The sequence below is a fragment of the Mycobacterium sp. SMC-18 genome, from assembly GCF_045310895.1.
In the GTDB taxonomy this organism is placed as follows: domain Bacteria; phylum Actinomycetota; class Actinomycetes; order Mycobacteriales; family Mycobacteriaceae; genus Mycobacterium.
Map to the genome: position 1 here is coordinate 43,574 of NZ_JBJIAL010000015.1, position 15,483 is coordinate 59,056.

Here is a 15,483-nt window from a genome sequence, read left to right on the forward strand (position 1 = left end):
GCTTCGGGGGCAGTCAGGTCACACGCTCACAGATGCTCGGGCCAACATGTCGGTCCACACGCGGCCGAACGCCTCGGCCGTCCGCGGCCCGGAGCAGGCCTCGCGGTAGGCCTCGACGTGCCGGCCGAACTCGGCCAGTCGCTCATCGTCGTCGACGAGGGACACGATGGCCTTCGCCAACGACGACGCCACCTGTTCGGGGTTCTGGTCGCCGATGCGGACGACGAGTGCGCCGGCGCGCTCGTCCAGTTCGGCCAGGGCGCCGTAGTCGGTGCAGACGACGGGGGTGCGGTACGCCATCGCGTGGGCGACCGAACCGGACGCCGGGTAGGTCTCGGCGTAGAAGTGGCGCTTGCCGTACGGAATCACCACGGCCCGTACCGAATCGAAGAACGCGTCCTCGGCCGGCCCGTCGACGGGGCCGACGATCTCCACGCCCGGGCCACCGGTCAGTGCCTCGGTTCCCCGGCCCGCCACCCGGATGACGATGTCGTCGGGCAGCTCCCGGCGAATGCGGGCGATCTGCTCGAAACCCTTGCCGCGGTATACATGTCCGAAGAAACCGACGGCCTTGGGCCGCTCGGTGAGCGGGCGCAGCCGCGGTCGTTCGGAGATGATGTGCGGCACGGCGGCGACCGTGGTGCCGGGGTAGATGGCCTTGATGGAGTCCGCGCCGATCCGGCTCAGCGCGACCATCGTCCGGTCTCCGTTGACGATGCCCTCGATTCGCCGCGACAGCGGGCGCAGCGGGTAGTGCAGGCCGTGCATGACGAGCCGGTGCTGCGCCACGAACCGGGTCCGCGCCGGCCACCAGATGCCCTGCGGCGGATCGTGCACCGTCGCCGTCACCGGCACGCCGCGCAACCCCGCGATGGACCAGAACGCCGACACCGCACCGGCCGCCAGCTCGGCATGCACCAAGACCCGGCCCGGCTTGCCGGAGGCCACCAGCTCGGCGACCGCGCGCCGGTGGCCTCGTACCTGGGCCACCGTCTCGGCCCCCGGGCCGAGGGTGCGGCGTTGCACGACCTCACCGAACAGCGGCCGCACGGCGTTGACGAAGTTCTCGGCGTAGTCGCCCACCGCGGTCTGGCCTTCGGCCGGACCGATGTAGACCAACCGGTATTCGCGTAGATCGACCGGCATCAGCAGAACAACGGCCGGTACTTTGCGCTGTAGCCCAATGCATCCGGATTACGCTTGGCGAACACTTTGGCGGGGTTGCCACCGACCACGTCGAGCGGGGCCACGTCCTTGACCACGAGCGCCTGCGCGGCGACGACGGCGCCGCGGCCGATCAGGGCGGGCAACACCATGGCCCGGCTCGCGATCCAGACGTAGTCCTCGATCACCGTCGGGATCGGGATCGGCAGGAAGTCCGGGTGGTTGATGTCGTGCCCACCGCCGAGCAGGTGGACGTCGCTGGCGATGGTCACGTTGTCGCCGATCCACAGGCCGGCGCGCGCATCGAGCAGGCAGCGGAAGCCGATGGTGGTGCCGTTGCCGATCGTCAGGAATTCGATGTCCAGGATCGTGGTGCCGCGCATGATGGTCGACCACTCACCGATGGTCGCGCCGAACAGCCGCAGGAAGCCCTGGCGGATGGTGTGCGACGGGATGTGCGTGATGAACATGTTGAACAGCAGTTCGCCAATTCGGTTGCGCGCCTTGCGGGCGACGCCCATGCTCTGCATCTTGTAGTAGGTGACGCGGCCGTCCTCGCCGAGTTTCCATTCCGGATCCGGCGGCAATTTCAAAGTCGGTGCGGCCGCCTTCTTGCGTGCCACATCTGCCGGGTCTGCCGTTGCCGGCTCGCCAATCACGTTCTTCGCTCCCGTCGTCCCGGATTCCGAGTTAACCACAGTGTTTCGGCCTCGTCAGTGCAGCCGGCCCTGGCGCGTCAGCATCTCCGACCACTTTGCGGCGTAGGCGGCGGCGACGTTCTCCGGCGACCGCTCCTGGCGCGTCCGGTCGGCATTCGCCTCGAGTTCCTTGAGCCGCGTCTCGTCGTTGAGCAAGGCCGCGATGGCCGCCGAGAACCCGGCCGGCAGTGCCTTGGGGTCGTCGGAGTCCATGGGCACGACGACCGCGCCGGTCTCGGTGCCGAACTCGGCCAGAGAGCCGTAGTCGGTGCACACCACCGGGGTGCGGTAGGCCATGGCGTGGGCCGCGACCGACGAGGCGGGATAGGTCTCGGCGTAGAAGTGGCGCTTGCCGTACGGAATCACCACGGCGCGCACCGAATCGAAGAACGCATCCTCGGCATCACCGTCGACGGCGCCCACGATCTCCACCCCCGGGCCACCGGGCAGCGCTTCGGTCCCCCGGCCCGCCACCCGGATCACGATGTCGTCGGGCAGCTCCCGGCGAATGCGCGCGATCTGCTCGAATCCCTTGCCCCGGTACACATGCCCGAAGAAACCCACGGCCTTCGGCCGCTCGATCACCGGGCGCACCCGGGGCCGCTCGCACACGAGGTAAGGGGCATACGCCACATCGGTGTTCGGGTACACATCGCGAATGGACTGCGCGCCGATCTGGCTGAGGGCGAACAACGTCCGGTCCCCGTTGACCATGCCCTCGAGCATCCGCGACACCGGACGCAGCGGGTAGTGCAGGCCGTGCATCACCAGCTTGTGCCGCGCCACGAACTTCGTGCGCCCCGGCCACCAGATGCCCTGCGGCGGATCGTGCACCGTCGCCGTCACCGGCACGCCGCGCAACCCCGCGATGGACCAGAACGCCGACACCGCACCGGCCGCCAGCTCCGCATGCACCAGCACCCGGCCCGGCTTCCCGCCGGCCACCAGCTCGGCGACCGCGCGCCGGTGCCCCAGGATTTCCCGCGCGCTGTCGGAACCCGGTCCCAGCGTGCGGTGCTCGACCAGTTCGCCGACATGGGGCCGCAGCGCCCGCGTGAGGTTCTCGGCGTAGTCACCCACCGCCGTCTCGTGGTCCGCCGGACCGACGTACACCAGGCGGTAGTCCTTCAGCGTGGCGACCGGCGCCGCTTCTGGCGCCATCAGTACCCGGCCAGCTTGTCGACTGCCTCATGCAGCCGAGCGCTGAACGCGTCCTCGGTGAACTGGGAGACGTGGTGTTTGATCTTCTCCTGGTCCCACGTCGCCGACTCGAATCGGTCCAGCGCCTCGCGCACCGAATCCGGTTGCGGTTCATCGAAATACAGGCCGGTGGTGCCCTCGTCGATGGTGTCGAGGAAGCCGCCGAACCGCAGCGCGACGCTCGGCCGGCCCCACACGCCCGCTTCGATCGGGGTCAGACCGTAGTCCTCGAAACTCGACGACATCAGCGCCCGGCAGTTCTTGTAGAGCCAGGCCATCTGCCCGTCGGTGAGGTTGTGCAGCATGGTGACATTGTCGGTCTTCATCGACCGCAGGCGCTCGGCTTCGGGCCCGTTGCCGACCACCACGAGCTGCCGGTCACTACCCGCGAACGCCCGCACGATGACGTCGACGTTCTTGTACGGCAGCAGCCGGCACACGACGAGGTAGAAGCTGCCGTCCGGATCGCTCAGATCGACCTTGTCCTCGAGTTCCTCGACGGGTTCGACGGCGTACGACCGCGACATCGCCACCGGCGCGAACATCACCTCGGCGTCGATGTCGTAGGCCTTCTTGACGTATCCGCTGATCATGGTCGAGATCGCGAGGTACTTGTCGGCCGCGAGCGCCTGCCGGCGGTCCCAGTCGAGCAGGCGCTTCTTGGTGAGCTTGAGGCCCAGGCGCTTGATCGGGTTCGCGTGGTCCCCGAGGTAGGCCTCGGTCTGGTAGAGCCAGCGCGCCGGGTTGTAGCAGTAGATGAGCTTCTTGCCGTTGGTCCGGAAGCCGTGCGACCAGCCACTGCAGCTCGCCAGCACGATGTCGGCGTCGACGAACATGGACTCGGCCACGCGCGGATAGATCGGCAGGGCGGCCCGGTGGTACTTGCGGGCCAGACCCACCTTGTTGAGCGCGGACACCCGGATGTCGAGGTCGGCAAACTCCGGGTAGGTCAGCTCGGGGTCGTACAGCATCGTGTACAGCGGGGCGTCCGGGAACGCCTTCGTCATCGAGAGGACAACCTTTTCCGCGCCGCCGAACTGGGTCAGATAGTCGTGGGCGATGGCCACCTTGGGCCCGTCCACTCCGTCGTACTTGCGCGTCGAATGCACTGTTGAGTATCCCCCTGCGCCGATCTGGTGATCGTCTCGCGGCCGTGAAGTCAGCTGCCCGCAAATGCCGGGCACGCATATCGAACCGCAAACTTACGCAATTGACAAGCTAAATGCATCGCGCCTGCGCAGGACGCGCCCGCGGCAGTGCGCACGCACCGGCTCAGCTAAGTGGATTTCACCACCGGAGATCTGGCCGCGACGGTCGCACGACCGGGCCGTAACGCCTGGTCTGCGCCATTGCGACCAGGCAATTCACCCCTGCGCCCGCGAGACCCGGCGCCGTCGCGCTCAATGCCCGCTCAGCAAATCCCCCAGCCTGAACGGTGTTCAACGCGAGTCATGGGCGGGACCAGCGCGGGAAGTGTATATTGACTTACCAGCAAACTGCTGACGCAGGACGTGCAAGCCGCGGGGGCGGAAGAATCTATGAACGGTGCGCAAATGAGCGGTACACACGTGGACGTCCATTACAAGGACCTCGACACCCTCTGGCAGGGCTACGACGAGTCTGTCCGCAGCTTGGCCGAGCGCGAAGGCGTCAAGGCCGTCGCCGAACTCGGGGGCGGCGCCAACCCGATCATCGGCGGTGACGACTGGAGCTTCGCCGACGAGCGCGTCGTCATCGACATCTCGGCCACCGAACTGGCCAAGGCCAACAGCCGCGTGCACACCCGCGTCGCCGATCTGTGCAAGCCGATCGACACCGAGCTCAATGCATACGACCTGGTGTTCTCCAAGATGCTCTGCGAGCACCTGCCCGACGCCCGCACGTTCCACGAGAACTGCTTCAAACTCCTTCGCCCGGGCGGACTTTCGGTGCACTTCTTCCCGACGCTGTTCGCGTTCCCGTTCGTGGTGAACCTGCTCATCCCGGAGCAGGCGGCGCGCACCGTCATCAGCAAGCTGCAGCCCGGCCGGTTGCAGAACCCGCACCACGAGAAGTTCCCGGCCTACTACCGCTGGACCACCGGACCCACCAAGAAGGCCATCAAGCGCTACGAGAGCGTGGGTTTCCAGGTCGAATCCTGGTCGGGCTCCTACGGCCACGGCTACTACCGTGTGCTCCCCCCGCTCGACGCCCTCGAGCGCGCGAAGAGCCGTTTCCTTCTTAAGCACCCGGTGCCGGCGCTCACGAGTTTCGCGGCTGTGGTCCTGCGCAAACCGGCGTGACCCGCCGAGTGGGCACCCCACCTTCACAACTTTCTTAGAGAACCGTTAACATCGTCGCCATGACGAGCGTGACCGAGCCACCGGTGGACAAGGCGATCGACATCCACACCACCGCGGGCAAGCTGGAAGACCTGCGTAGGCGTACCGAAGAGACCCTGCACCCCGTCGGCGAGGCCGCTGTGGAGAAGGTCCACCAGAAGGGCAAGCTCACCGCCCGCGAGCGCATCCTGGCGCTGCTGGACGAGGGCTCGTTCGTCGAACTCGACGCGCTGGCCAAACACCGCAGCACCAACTTCGGCCTGGCCGACAAGCACCCGCTCGGCGACGGTGTGGTGACCGGCTACGGCACCATCGACGGCCGCGAGGTCTGCATCTTCAGCCAGGACGCCACCGTCTTCGGCGGCAGCCTTGGTGAGGTCTACGGCGAGAAGATCGTCAAGGTCCAGGAGCTGGCCATCAAGACCGGCCGCCCGCTGATCGGCATCAACGACGGCGCCGGCGCCCGCATCCAGGAGGGTGTGGTCTCGCTCGGCCTGTACAGCCGCATCTTCCGCAACAACATCCTGGCGTCGGGTGTCATCCCCCAGATTTCGCTCATCATGGGTGCCGCGGCCGGTGGCCACGTGTACTCGCCCGCGCTCACCGACTTCATCATCATGGTCGACCAGACCAGCCAGATGTTCATCACCGGTCCGGACGTCATCAAGACCGTCACCGGTGAAGAGGTCACCATGGAGGAACTGGGCGGCGCCCACACCCATGAGGCCAAGTCCGGCACCGTGCACTACGTCGCCTCGGGCGAGCAGGACGCCCTGGACTACGTCCGCGACCTGCTGAGCTACCTGCCCCCGAACAACTACGCCGAGCCGCCGCGCTACCCGGCGCCGCCGCACCCGGGCGCCGTCGAGGACAACCTCACCGAAGAGGACCTCGAGCTCGACACGCTGATCCCGGATTCGCCGAACCAGCCGTACGACATGCACGAGGTCATCTCGCGCATCCTCGACGACGACGAGTTCCTAGAGATCCAGCCCGGCTACGCGCAGAACATCGTGATCGGCTTCGGCCGCATCGACGGTCGCCCCGTCGGCGTCGTGGCCAACCAGCCGACGCAGTTCGCCGGCTGCCTGGACATCAACGCCTCGGAGAAGGCCGCGCGGTTCGTCCGCACCTGCGACGCCTTCAACATCCCGATCATCATGCTGGTGGACGTCCCGGGCTTCCTGCCGGGCACCGAGCAGGAGTACAACGGCATCATCCGCCGCGGCGCCAAGCTGCTGTACGCCTACGGTGAGGCCACCGTCGCCAAGATCACCGTCATCACCCGCAAGGCCTACGGCGGCGCCTACTGCGTCATGGGCTCCAAGGACATGGGTTGCGACGTCAACCTGGCCTGGCCGACGGCCCAGATCGCCGTCATGGGTGCCTCGGGTGCGGTCGGCTTCGTCTACCGCCAGGAGCTCAAGGCCGCCGAGGCCAAGGGCGAGGACGTCGACGCCCTGCGCCTGCAGCTGCAGCAGGAGTACGAGGACACCCTGGTGAACCCGTACGTCGCCGCCGAGCGCGGTTACGTCGACGCCGTCATCCCGCCGTCGCACACCCGCGGCTACATCGCCAACTCGCTGCGGCTGCTGGAGCGCAAGATCGTCCAGACGCCGCCGAAGAAGCACGGGAACATCCCCCTGTGAGCGCCGAATCTGTGGTCGACGAGACCGAGACGCAGGCCCCGGTGGCTCCGCTGTTCCAGGTCGTCAAAGGCAACCCGTCCGACGAGGAGCTCGCTGCGCTGGTGACGGTGCTGGCCGGCGCCTCGGGCGGCGGCGGTGCCCCCGAGGCCGGTGACCGCAACGACTGGGGCCACCCCGTCTCCAAGCTGCGGTACGCGTACACCAGCTGGCAGCTGGTGACCCTGGTGGAGCGCACCTTCATCCGGCGATGACCCGGGTGGTCCTGGGCTCGGCCTCCGCGGGCCGGCTCAGTGTGCTGCGCAAGGCCGGTGTGGAACCGGTCGTGCTGGTATCCGACGTCGACGAGGACGCGATCATCGCGTCTCTCGGCGACGCCGGCCCCGGCGACGTCGTACGTGCCCTGGCGACAGCCAAGGCGCAGCGGGTCGCCGAATCACTCGACGCGACCCTGTCATCGGATTGCGTTGTCATCGGCTGTGATTCGATGCTCGAGTTCGACGGCCGGCTGACCGGCAAGCCGGGCGCCCCCGAGGTGGCCCGGCGGCAATGGCTCTCGATGGCCGGCCGCAGCGCCGTCCTGCACACCGGCCACAGCGTCCTGCGCCTGAGCGACGGCGCCGTCACCGCTCAGGTCAGCGAACTCGGCTCCACCACAGTGCGTTTCGGCGAGCCCGGCACCACCGACCTGGATGCCTACATCGGCACCGGCGAACCCCTCTGGGTGGCAGGCGCTTTCACCCTCGACGGCCTGGGCAGCTGGTTCATCGACGGCATCGAGGGCGACCCCTCCAACGTCATCGGCCTGAGCCTGCCCCTGCTCCGCCGTATGCTGGCCCGCCTCGGCGTGTCCGTCGCGGACCTGTGGGCCGCCAACCGGCCCCAGTAGGTTTTTCCCGAATCCACCTATCCGCACCGCATCCCGCACCGAACTCCTGGTGACAAACCAGGAAGGACGGCACGGTGCGGCGGATAGCAGTGGTCGGCAGCGGCATATCGGGGCTCACCGCGGCGTGGGTGCTCGCCCGCGACGCGGAAGTCACCCTCTTCGAGGCGCAACCGCGATGCGGTGGCCACGCCCACACCCATGAACTGGCGGCCCGTCGCGGCAGCACCGATGTCGTCGGCGTCGACTCCGGCTTCATCGTGCACAACGACCGCACCTATCCCACGCTGCTGCGGCTGTTCGCCGAACTCGGTGTCCGGACCCAGGAATCCGACATGTCGATGTCGGTCTGCTGCGAAGGGTGCGGCCTGGAGTACGCCGGCGCGAAGGGGCTGACAGGCCTGTTCGCCACGCCGGGCGCGGTGCTCTCACCGCGCTATCTGCGCCTGCTCGCCGAGGTGACGCGCTTCCACCGGCTCGCCCGCGCCGAACTGGCGCGCGACGTGGCAGACGGCCGAACCCTCGGCGAATTCCTCGGGGCCGCAGGGTTTTCCCGCTACTTCGTCGCGCATTTCATGGTCCCGCTGGTCGCTGCGGTCTGGTCGTGCCCGCCGGACGTCGCGCTCGACTACCCCGTCGGCTACCTGCTGGCGTTCCTCGACCACCACGGGATGCTGACGGTGTTCGGGTCACCGACGTGGCGGACGGTGACCGGGGGCTCGGCACGGTACGTCGAGGCGATCACCACGCGCCTGCCGTCGGTACGCGCCGGCGTACCCGTCCGCACCGTCACCCGGACCACCGACGGGGTGCTGGTGCGTGACGACGCGGACCGGGTCGAACCGTTCGACGCGGCGGTCATCGCGACGCATCCGAATCAGGCCCTCTCGATCCTGGACCGGCCGTCGGCCGACGAGGTCGACATCCTCGGCGCCCTGCGGTACTCGATCAATCACACTGTGCTGCACACCGATACGTCGCTGCTGCCGCGTCGCCGGGGCGCCCGTGCATCGTGGAACTACCGGATGCCGTCGTGCACCGTCCAAGCCGGCGACGTCCTGGTCAGTTACGACCTCAACCGGCTACAGCGACTCGACGCGAGCACCGACCGGCGGTTCGTGGTGACGCTGGGCGGCGGCGGTCGGGTCGACCCGGGCCAGGTCATCGCGACCATGCTCTACGACCATCCGCAGTACTCCCCCGAGTTCCGCGCCGCGCAACAGCGGCTGCACACGCTCGGCGATCACCGGTTGGCGTTCGCCGGCGCGTATCACGGCTGGGGCTTTCACGAAGACGGTGCGGTGTCCGGCGTCGCCGCGGCGGAACGTCTCGGTGGCAGCTGGAGCGGTCCCGTGCCGCCCCTGCTGCGCCCGGCGGGGAACGTGGCATGAGCCCACCACAGATCGTGCGAACCAGCATCCACCACAGGCGGACCGTTCCGGTGCCGCACGCGTTCACCTACCGCAGCTACAGCTGGCTGGTCGACCTCGACGCCGTGCCCGAGTTTCCCCGCCTGCTGCGGCCGCTGGCCGGCTTCCACGCCGCCGACCATGCCGGCGATCCGCGGCGCACGCTGCGCGAGAACATCGACGCCTATCTCGGCGAACACGGCATCGACCTCGGTGGCGGTGCCATCCGAATGCTGGCCAATGCCAGGGTCTTCGGCTTCGTGTTCAACCCCTTGACCGTCTACTGGTGCCATGACGCCGCCGGCGCACTGGTCTGTGCCATCGCCGAGGTGCACAACACCTACGGCGGACGCCACCGCTACCTGCTGCACACCGATCATCGCGGCACGGTGGTCGTGCCGAAGGTGTTCTACGTCTCGCCGTTCAACCCGGTCAGTGGCCGATACGTGCTGCGCATCCCGGAACCGGCGCGGGGCCGGCTCAACGTGGCGGTCACCCTGCTCGACGCGTCCGGCGGGGTGGTCATGACCGCCACCTGGACCGGATCCGTCCACCCCGCCCGTCCCGCAACCGTTTTGACCACCGCACTGGCAGCGCCGCTGGCGCCGCTGCTGGTTCTCGCACGCATCCGCTGGCAGGGCGTGCGCCTCTGGGCGCGCGGCCTGCAACTGCACCCCCGCCCCCAGGAGGCCGCCCTATGACGAATCAACTCCATGACGGTGCCGCCGCGTACGATCCGTTCCTGCCGGCCAGGTGGACCGAAATCGCGCAGGTGCCAAGCAGTCTGCGTACCCGGCTGGGTACGCCCGTCACGCGGGCCTTGTTCCGGGCCGCGGTACGGGACCTGCCGGTGCGGGTGGAGTATCCGGACGGCACCGTCCAGGGCGCGGCCGGCGCCGATGATCCGGCCGCACCGCGAATGTTGTTGCACCGCCCCGACGATTTCTTCGGCCGCGTCGCGAACAGTGGCCTGATCGGCTTCGGGGAGGCGTACATGGTCGGTGACTGGTCCGCGCCCGAGCTCACCGCCGTGCTGACCGCGCTGGCATCGCGCATCGACACGATCGTGCCGGCGGCCTTCCAGGGACTGCGTTCCGTGCTCCTGCCGCGCACACCACGCAACCACCATGGGGCGCAAGCGGATACGCGTGCGAACATCGCCCATCACTACGACCTGTCGAACGAGTTCTTCAGCATGTTCCTCGATCCGACGCTGACCTATTCGTGCGCGCTGTTCGACACGCTCGATCCGCCGCCGTCATGGCGCGACCTGGCGGCCGCGCAGCACCGCAAGATCGACCGGCTGCTGGATGCCACCGGCGTCGGCGCCGGCACGCGGCTGCTCGAAATCGGCACCGGCTGGGGCGAATTGGCCATCCGTGCCGCGCAGCGCGGCGCGCACGTCCACACCGTCACCCTGTCGCGCGAGCAGCAGCTGCTGGCGCGCGAGCGCATCGCCGCCGCCGGGCTGGCCGACCGCATCACCGTCGAGCTGTGCGACTACCGCGACATCACCGGGAAGTACGACGCGATCATCTCCGTCGAGATGATCGAGGCCGTCGGGTATCGCTACCTGCCGGCCTATCTACGCACGCTGGAGCGCCTCCTCGATGTCGACGGCCGGGTCGGACTGCAGCTGATCACCATGCCGCACAAGCGCATGCTGGCGTCCCGCGACACCTACACCTGGGTGCACAAGTACATCTTCCCGGGCGGATTCCTGCCGTCGGTCAAGCTCGTCGAGAAGTCGATCAGCGCGCACACCGCACTGCGTATCACCGACCGGCATTCGTTCGGACCGCATTACGCCCACACCCTGCGACTGTGGCTGCAACGCTTCACCGCGAACAGCGCCGGCGCCGATGCCCTGGGATTCGACCGCATCTTCCGGCGGATGTGGCGCTTCTACCTCGCTTACTCCGAGGCGGGCTTCGCCTCGGGCTACCTGGACCTGCACCAACTGGTCCTGCGTCCGAAGGCTCGATCGTGAGCACGCCGCCCGGACCCGACGGGTTGCGCCAGATCGCCCCGGTTCCCGCGCCGCCGTGCGACGATTCCCGCATGGAGGGCGAGCCGGACCGCGCAGCTCTGCTCACCGCGATCGCCGACGGCGACAGGGCGGCGTTCGCCGAGTTCTACGATCTGACCTCGCCACGGGTGTTCGGCCTCGCCTATCGCGTCGTGCGGGACCGGACCCTGGCCGAGGACGTCGTGCAGGAGGTGTTCCTCCAGGTGTGGTCCTCGGCGGCACGGCAATACGACCCGGCGCTGGCCAGTCCGATCGGCTGGCTCATGACATTGACCCACCGCCGCAGTATCGACCGGGTCCGCTCCGAACAGTCCGCGGCCGACCGCAACCACGCGTACGGCGCCTCGAACCTCGGCCGCGAGCACGACACCGTCGCCGACGAGGTGGGACAGCGACTCGACGAGCAGGAGGTCACCGACTGCCTCGACGGACTGACCGCCGTCCAGCGCGAAGCCATCGGCCTGGCGTACTACAGCGGCCACACCTATCGGGAGGTCGCCGAGCACCTCGCCGTCACCCTCCCCACCATCAAGGCCCGTATCCGGGACGGCCTGATCCGCCTGAAGAACTGCTTGGGGGTGGGCACCGATGCCTGACAGCTACACCGACGACGAACAGCAACTGCTCGACCTGGCGTACGTATACGCACTCGATGCGGTGTCCGAGGCCGAACGCTCGGACATCGCCGGCCGCCTCGGCGTCGCCGCGCCGCACACCGCGCAGGCATTCGCCCGGATCGTCGGCGACACCCAGGAGACCATGGCACTGCTGACCGCGGGAGACACCCTGACGCCGCCGGCCGAACTGCGCGCGCGCATCCTGCAGGCCATCGGCATCCAGTCGGCCGAGCGCACTTCGGATGAGTTGGCGCTCAGGCGAACCCGGCGACGCCGAATGATCGTCCGGCTCGCGGCGGCGGCCGCGGTGATCTGCGCGATCGTCATCGGCACGACGGTGGTCGCCAACCGCTTCACCGAGCACCCGGGACAGCCGACGGTGTCGCAGGTGCTGGCCAACCCGGACATCCGCACGTATTCCGCGCCGGTCGCCGGGGGCACCATCACGCTCAGTGCGTCGCAGCAGGCGAATGCCGTGGTGGTGGCCATGGCGAATGTGCCTGCGCCACCGGCGGGCCACGTCTACCAGATGTGGTTCATCCCGGCGTCGGGTGCGCCGCGGTCCGCCGGCACCATGAGCGCGGACACCATGCCACCGCCCGGCGGCGAGGTGATACCGGCACTGGACGCGGCCGCCAAGGTGGCCGTGACGGTCGAGCCGGGCTCCGGGTCCAGCCAGCCGACGAGCAATCCGGTCGTCGTCGTCTCCCTGACCTGATGACCATGGTCGGCGCCTTCTTCGACGATCTGCTGGACAGCACCGTCGTGCTCGGCTACTCCCGCGTGGGTCTGGCTGTGCGGCAACAGTTCTGGCAGACGCCCGCGCTGCCGGCCGAGGCACTCGCCGGCCGCACCGTGCTGGTCACCGGCGCGAATTCGGGTATCGGCAAGGCCATCGCCACCGAACTCGCGATGCTCGGGGCGACGGTGTTGATGACGGTGCGCGACCGGGCCCGCGGCGAAGCCGCGCGACACCATGTGCTCACCGTCGCGCCGGCCGCCGACGTGGCGGTGGAGGTGTGCGACGTGTCGCACCTGGCCGGGGTCCGGTCGTTCGCCGCGGACCTGCTGTCGCGGCACTCACGGCTCGACGCCGTGATCCACAACGCCGGTGTCATGCCCGAGCAACGCACGGAAAGTGCTGAAGGGCATGAACTCTCGCTGGCAACCCACGTTCTGGGGCCGGTGTTGCTGACGGAACTTCTGCGGCCGGCGCTGACCCCGGCGGCGCGGGTCGTCCTGATGTCCTCCGGCGGCATGTACACCCAGGCACTTCCGGTCGACGACATCGAGTACCGGCGCGGGCATTACCGCGGTGCCACGGCGTACGCGCGCAGTAAACGCATCCAGGTCGCGTTGACGCCGCTGCTGGCGCGGCGCTGGCCCGAACTGATGGTGGCGGCCATGCATCCCGGCTGGGCCGACACCCCGGGCATCGCCCGGTCACTGCCCGGGTTCCGCCGCGTGACGCGTCCGATCCTGCGGACGTCCGAACAGGCCGCCGACACCGCTGTGTGGCTGACGGCGACGAGTCCGCCGCCGGAATCGGGACGGTTCTGGCACGACCGCCGCATCCGTCCCACGCACTACTTGCCCACCCGAGACGACGACGCCCGGGTGCAGCAGGTGTGGCAGTACTGCGCCGCTGCCATTGGCTTGTGAGGGCTTGTCGCGCAATCAGATTCGGGCGAGTTCGCGGCGGAGCCCGCGCGCCCCGTCGTCGAGCAGGTGCGCCACCGCGAGTTGCAGCACGGGCTCGAGCCACCGCAGCCACCCCTGGAACGCGAACCTGATCCGGTAGGTGACCTGGGTACCGTCGACGTGCGGCACCACCGTGATGGTGTCGCGCGCGATCAGGTACTCATTGACCCCGCGCAGTTCGATCGACTGCCCCGGCGTCAGGCTGGTGACTTCGTACGTGATCTCCGACGTGCGACCGGCGAAGCGCGACGTGTTCGCGTAGCGAGTTCCCACGCCGCCGTCGCCGGCGATGCGTTCGGTGTGCACGGTGCCGGGGTCCCACTGCGTCGTGGTGGTGAAGTCCGCCAGATACGCGAAGACGGCGTCCGCAGGCGCGGCCACCACCAACTGACGTTGCGCGTCGATCATCGGGCCGCCTTTCCCAGCTGGTGCCGCAGGCATTGTTCGAGATCCGGGCGCCGGAAGCGGTGCCCGGCGTCGATGAGCCGGCCGGGTACGACGCGCTGACTGGCCATGGCCAGCTCACGTGCCCCCTGCCGGCCGAGCAGCAGCGCCGGTCCCAGGGCGGGCACGGGCAGCACGGCCGGACGGTGCAGCACCCCGGCCAGGGTCCGCGTGTAGTCCGCGTTGCGGACCGGTTGCGGGGCAACGGCATTCACCGGACCGGACAGCCCGGCGTCGACGAGGGCGCGGTGGTACACATCGATCAGGTCGTCGATGTCGATCCACGACAGCCACTGCCGCCCGTTGCCGAGCGGTCCGCCGAGACCGGCGGCGAACAGCGGCCGCATCAGTTGCAGCGTGCCGCCGCGCGGCGTCTGCACGATCCCCGTGCGCACGTTGACGACGCGCAGTCCGGCCGCGGTTGCCGGCGCCGTCGCCGCTTCCCAGTCGGCGACGACGTCGGCCAGGAACCCGTCGCCCGGTTGTGCCGCTTCGTCGAGGCGCTCGTCGGCCCGGTCGTCGCCGTACCAGCCGACGGCCGACGCGCTGACGAAGACCGACGGCCCGTCCGTCGCTGCTGCGGCGCACTCGGCCAGCCGGCGAGTCGGCTCGATCCGGCTGCCGCGCACCGCTTTCTTGTGCGCGTCGGTGAACCGGCCGGCAATCGATGCGCCCGCCAGGTGCACCACGGCGTCGATGCCGTCGAGCAGGTCGTCGGCGGGTGATTCGGGATCCCAGCGACGCTCGGTGTCGTCGCGCGGTTCGCGGCGCACCAGCCTGATGACGCGGTAACCACCGGTCGACAGGAAGGCGGTCAGGGCGCTGCCGATCAGGCCCGATGCCCCGGTCACCGCCACCGAGCCGGGACGCTCGCCGTGCTCTCGCGCCCACCGGTGGGCGGCCAGGTCGTCGCTCAGCTGGCAATGGCGGTAGCGGAACGTCGGCTCGAGCAGGTGCCCGGGGACCGGCGCATCGACACGGTCGGTGACCCGGGTGCGCCCGTCGCCGACGGCGTCGAAGCAGTGTTCGTGCCGCCAGTGCCCGATCAACTGTGTTGGCAGCGAACGCAATCCGTCGCGGCTCAACTCGTCGACGAACCGTGCGGGCGGCGCATAGTCGGCGGGATTGTGCTGTGCGCTCCAGCGCAACCCGCCGGGCAGGCCGAGCACGGCGCGCCCGTCGGCCAGCGACGCCGCTTCGGCAACCACGCTCATGGGCTGCCACGGCGGCAGCATCCGGTGGATGGCCCCCGGCCGCGCGTGCCAGGCGAACACGTCGTCGCGTGGCGCGTCGACCACGCTGCTGTACTCGATTCCCATCAAACCTCCGAGTTGATTCGGTCTCAGTGGGATTCGGCGCCAACCGGCC

General features: G+C 68.9%; 16 protein-coding genes. 10 read left to right on the top strand and 6 right to left on the bottom strand.

Features of this window, described 5'->3' with window-relative positions; translation table 11 throughout:
* Positions 1–18: 18 nt before the first annotated feature.
* Genes ACJH6J_RS15415 through ACJH6J_RS15430 form a run of 4 tightly spaced genes read right to left on the bottom strand, consistent with a single transcriptional unit; the run spans position 19 to position 4,171 of the window.
* A complete protein-coding gene (locus ACJH6J_RS15415; protein WP_406801400.1) occupies positions 19–1,146 on the bottom strand; it encodes a glycosyltransferase family 4 protein in 1,128 nt (375 codons plus the stop codon).
* On the bottom strand, positions 1,146–1,823 hold the full coding sequence (locus tag ACJH6J_RS15420; protein WP_318986434.1) for an acyltransferase: 678 nt from the start codon (positions 1,821–1,823) through the stop codon (positions 1,146–1,148). The genes ACJH6J_RS15415 and ACJH6J_RS15420 overlap by 1 nt, the downstream gene beginning before the upstream one ends.
* Positions 1,824–1,877: 54 nt before the next feature.
* Positions 1,878–3,023, bottom strand: a complete 1,146-nt coding sequence (locus ACJH6J_RS15425) for a glycosyltransferase family 4 protein (protein WP_212806619.1) — start codon at positions 3,021–3,023, stop codon at positions 1,878–1,880.
* Positions 3,023–4,171, bottom strand: coding sequence for a glycosyltransferase (locus tag ACJH6J_RS15430; protein WP_244872810.1), 1,149 nt, complete (start codon positions 4,169–4,171; stop codon positions 3,023–3,025). The genes ACJH6J_RS15425 and ACJH6J_RS15430 overlap by 1 nt, the downstream gene beginning before the upstream one ends.
* Before the next feature lie 444 nt (positions 4,172–4,615).
* Here ACJH6J_RS15430 and ACJH6J_RS15435 point away from each other — a divergent pair, with 444 nt between their 5' ends.
* The 10 genes from ACJH6J_RS15435 to ACJH6J_RS15480 all read left to right on the top strand — a co-directional run bounded on the left by ACJH6J_RS15435 (position 4,616) and on the right by ACJH6J_RS15480 (position 13,632).
* Complete coding sequence (locus tag ACJH6J_RS15435) at positions 4,616–5,344, top strand: class I SAM-dependent methyltransferase (protein ID WP_406804170.1); 729 nt, start codon at positions 4,616–4,618, stop codon at positions 5,342–5,344.
* Between the two features lie 59 nt (positions 5,345–5,403).
* On the top strand, positions 5,404–7,032 hold the full coding sequence (locus ACJH6J_RS15440) for an acyl-CoA carboxylase subunit beta (protein WP_318986432.1): 1,629 nt from the start codon (positions 5,404–5,406) through the stop codon (positions 7,030–7,032).
* Positions 7,029–7,283, top strand: coding sequence for an acyl-CoA carboxylase subunit epsilon (locus tag ACJH6J_RS15445; RefSeq protein ID WP_318986431.1), 255 nt, complete (start codon positions 7,029–7,031; stop codon positions 7,281–7,283). Before ACJH6J_RS15440 ends, ACJH6J_RS15445 begins: the two co-directional genes overlap by 4 nt.
* Positions 7,280–7,918 (top strand): Maf family protein, encoded by a 639-nt coding sequence (locus ACJH6J_RS15450; RefSeq protein ID WP_406801399.1) that lies wholly within the window; start codon positions 7,280–7,282, stop codon positions 7,916–7,918. The genes ACJH6J_RS15445 and ACJH6J_RS15450 overlap by 4 nt, the downstream gene beginning before the upstream one ends.
* An 83-nt stretch (positions 7,919–8,001) precedes the next feature.
* Entirely contained in the window at positions 8,002–9,306 is a 1,305-nt protein-coding gene (locus ACJH6J_RS15455) for an FAD-dependent oxidoreductase (protein ID WP_318986451.1), read from the top strand.
* Positions 9,303–10,025 carry a DUF1365 domain-containing protein gene (locus tag ACJH6J_RS15460; protein ID WP_318986429.1) on the top strand — a complete coding sequence of 241 codons (723 nt, stop codon included), beginning with the start codon at positions 9,303–9,305 and terminating at the stop codon, positions 10,023–10,025. Before ACJH6J_RS15455 ends, ACJH6J_RS15460 begins: the two co-directional genes overlap by 4 nt.
* Entirely contained in the window at positions 10,022–11,314 is a 1,293-nt protein-coding gene (locus ACJH6J_RS15465) for a cyclopropane-fatty-acyl-phospholipid synthase family protein (protein ID WP_318986428.1), read from the top strand. Before ACJH6J_RS15460 ends, ACJH6J_RS15465 begins: the two co-directional genes overlap by 4 nt.
* Positions 11,311–11,949: an ECF RNA polymerase sigma factor SigK gene (gene sigK / locus ACJH6J_RS15470; protein WP_318986427.1), complete on the top strand. Its 639-nt coding sequence runs from the start codon at positions 11,311–11,313 to the stop codon at positions 11,947–11,949. The genes ACJH6J_RS15465 and sigK overlap by 4 nt, the downstream gene beginning before the upstream one ends.
* Positions 11,942–12,688, top strand: a complete 747-nt coding sequence (locus ACJH6J_RS15475) for an anti-sigma factor domain-containing protein (protein WP_406801398.1) — start codon at positions 11,942–11,944, stop codon at positions 12,686–12,688. Before sigK ends, ACJH6J_RS15475 begins: the two co-directional genes overlap by 8 nt.
* Positions 12,688–13,632: an SDR family NAD(P)-dependent oxidoreductase gene (locus tag ACJH6J_RS15480; protein ID WP_406804171.1), complete on the top strand. Its 945-nt coding sequence runs from the start codon at positions 12,688–12,690 to the stop codon at positions 13,630–13,632. Before ACJH6J_RS15475 ends, ACJH6J_RS15480 begins: the two co-directional genes overlap by 1 nt.
* A 15-nt stretch (positions 13,633–13,647) precedes the next feature.
* On the opposite strand, the gene ACJH6J_RS15485 is transcribed toward ACJH6J_RS15480, so the two are convergent.
* Entirely contained in the window at positions 13,648–14,079 is a 432-nt protein-coding gene (locus tag ACJH6J_RS15485; RefSeq protein ID WP_406804172.1) for an SRPBCC family protein, read from the bottom strand.
* Positions 14,076–15,434 (bottom strand): TIGR01777 family oxidoreductase, encoded by a 1,359-nt coding sequence (locus tag ACJH6J_RS15490; protein WP_406804173.1) that lies wholly within the window; start codon positions 15,432–15,434, stop codon positions 14,076–14,078. The genes ACJH6J_RS15485 and ACJH6J_RS15490 overlap by 4 nt, the downstream gene beginning before the upstream one ends.
* Positions 15,435–15,483: the final 49 nt, after the last annotated feature.

Excerpts from the sequence above, each read along its gene's own strand:
- ACJH6J_RS15480 (WP_406804171.1), top strand. The coding sequence starts at position 12,688 with ATGACCATGGTCGGCGCCTTCTTCGACGATCTGCTGGACAGCACCGTC.
- ACJH6J_RS15415 (WP_406801400.1), bottom strand. The coding sequence starts at position 1,146 with ATGCCGGTCGATCTACGCGAATACCGGTTGGTCTACATCGGTCCGGCC.
- ACJH6J_RS15475 (WP_406801398.1), top strand. The coding sequence starts at position 11,942 with ATGCCTGACAGCTACACCGACGACGAACAGCAACTGCTCGACCTGGCG.
- ACJH6J_RS15460 (WP_318986429.1), top strand. The coding sequence starts at position 9,303 with ATGAGCCCACCACAGATCGTGCGAACCAGCATCCACCACAGGCGGACC.
- ACJH6J_RS15440 (WP_318986432.1), top strand. The coding sequence starts at position 5,404 with ATGACGAGCGTGACCGAGCCACCGGTGGACAAGGCGATCGACATCCAC.
- ACJH6J_RS15485 (WP_406804172.1), bottom strand. The coding sequence starts at position 14,079 with ATGATCGACGCGCAACGTCAGTTGGTGGTGGCCGCGCCTGCGGACGCC.
- ACJH6J_RS15425 (WP_212806619.1), bottom strand. The coding sequence starts at position 3,023 with ATGGCGCCAGAAGCGGCGCCGGTCGCCACGCTGAAGGACTACCGCCTG.
- ACJH6J_RS15450 (WP_406801399.1), top strand. The coding sequence starts at position 7,280 with ATGACCCGGGTGGTCCTGGGCTCGGCCTCCGCGGGCCGGCTCAGTGTG.
- ACJH6J_RS15490 (WP_406804173.1), bottom strand. The coding sequence starts at position 15,434 with ATGGGAATCGAGTACAGCAGCGTGGTCGACGCGCCACGCGACGACGTG.
- ACJH6J_RS15465 (WP_318986428.1), top strand. The coding sequence starts at position 10,022 with ATGACGAATCAACTCCATGACGGTGCCGCCGCGTACGATCCGTTCCTG.
- ACJH6J_RS15435 (WP_406804170.1), top strand. The coding sequence starts at position 4,616 with ATGAGCGGTACACACGTGGACGTCCATTACAAGGACCTCGACACCCTC.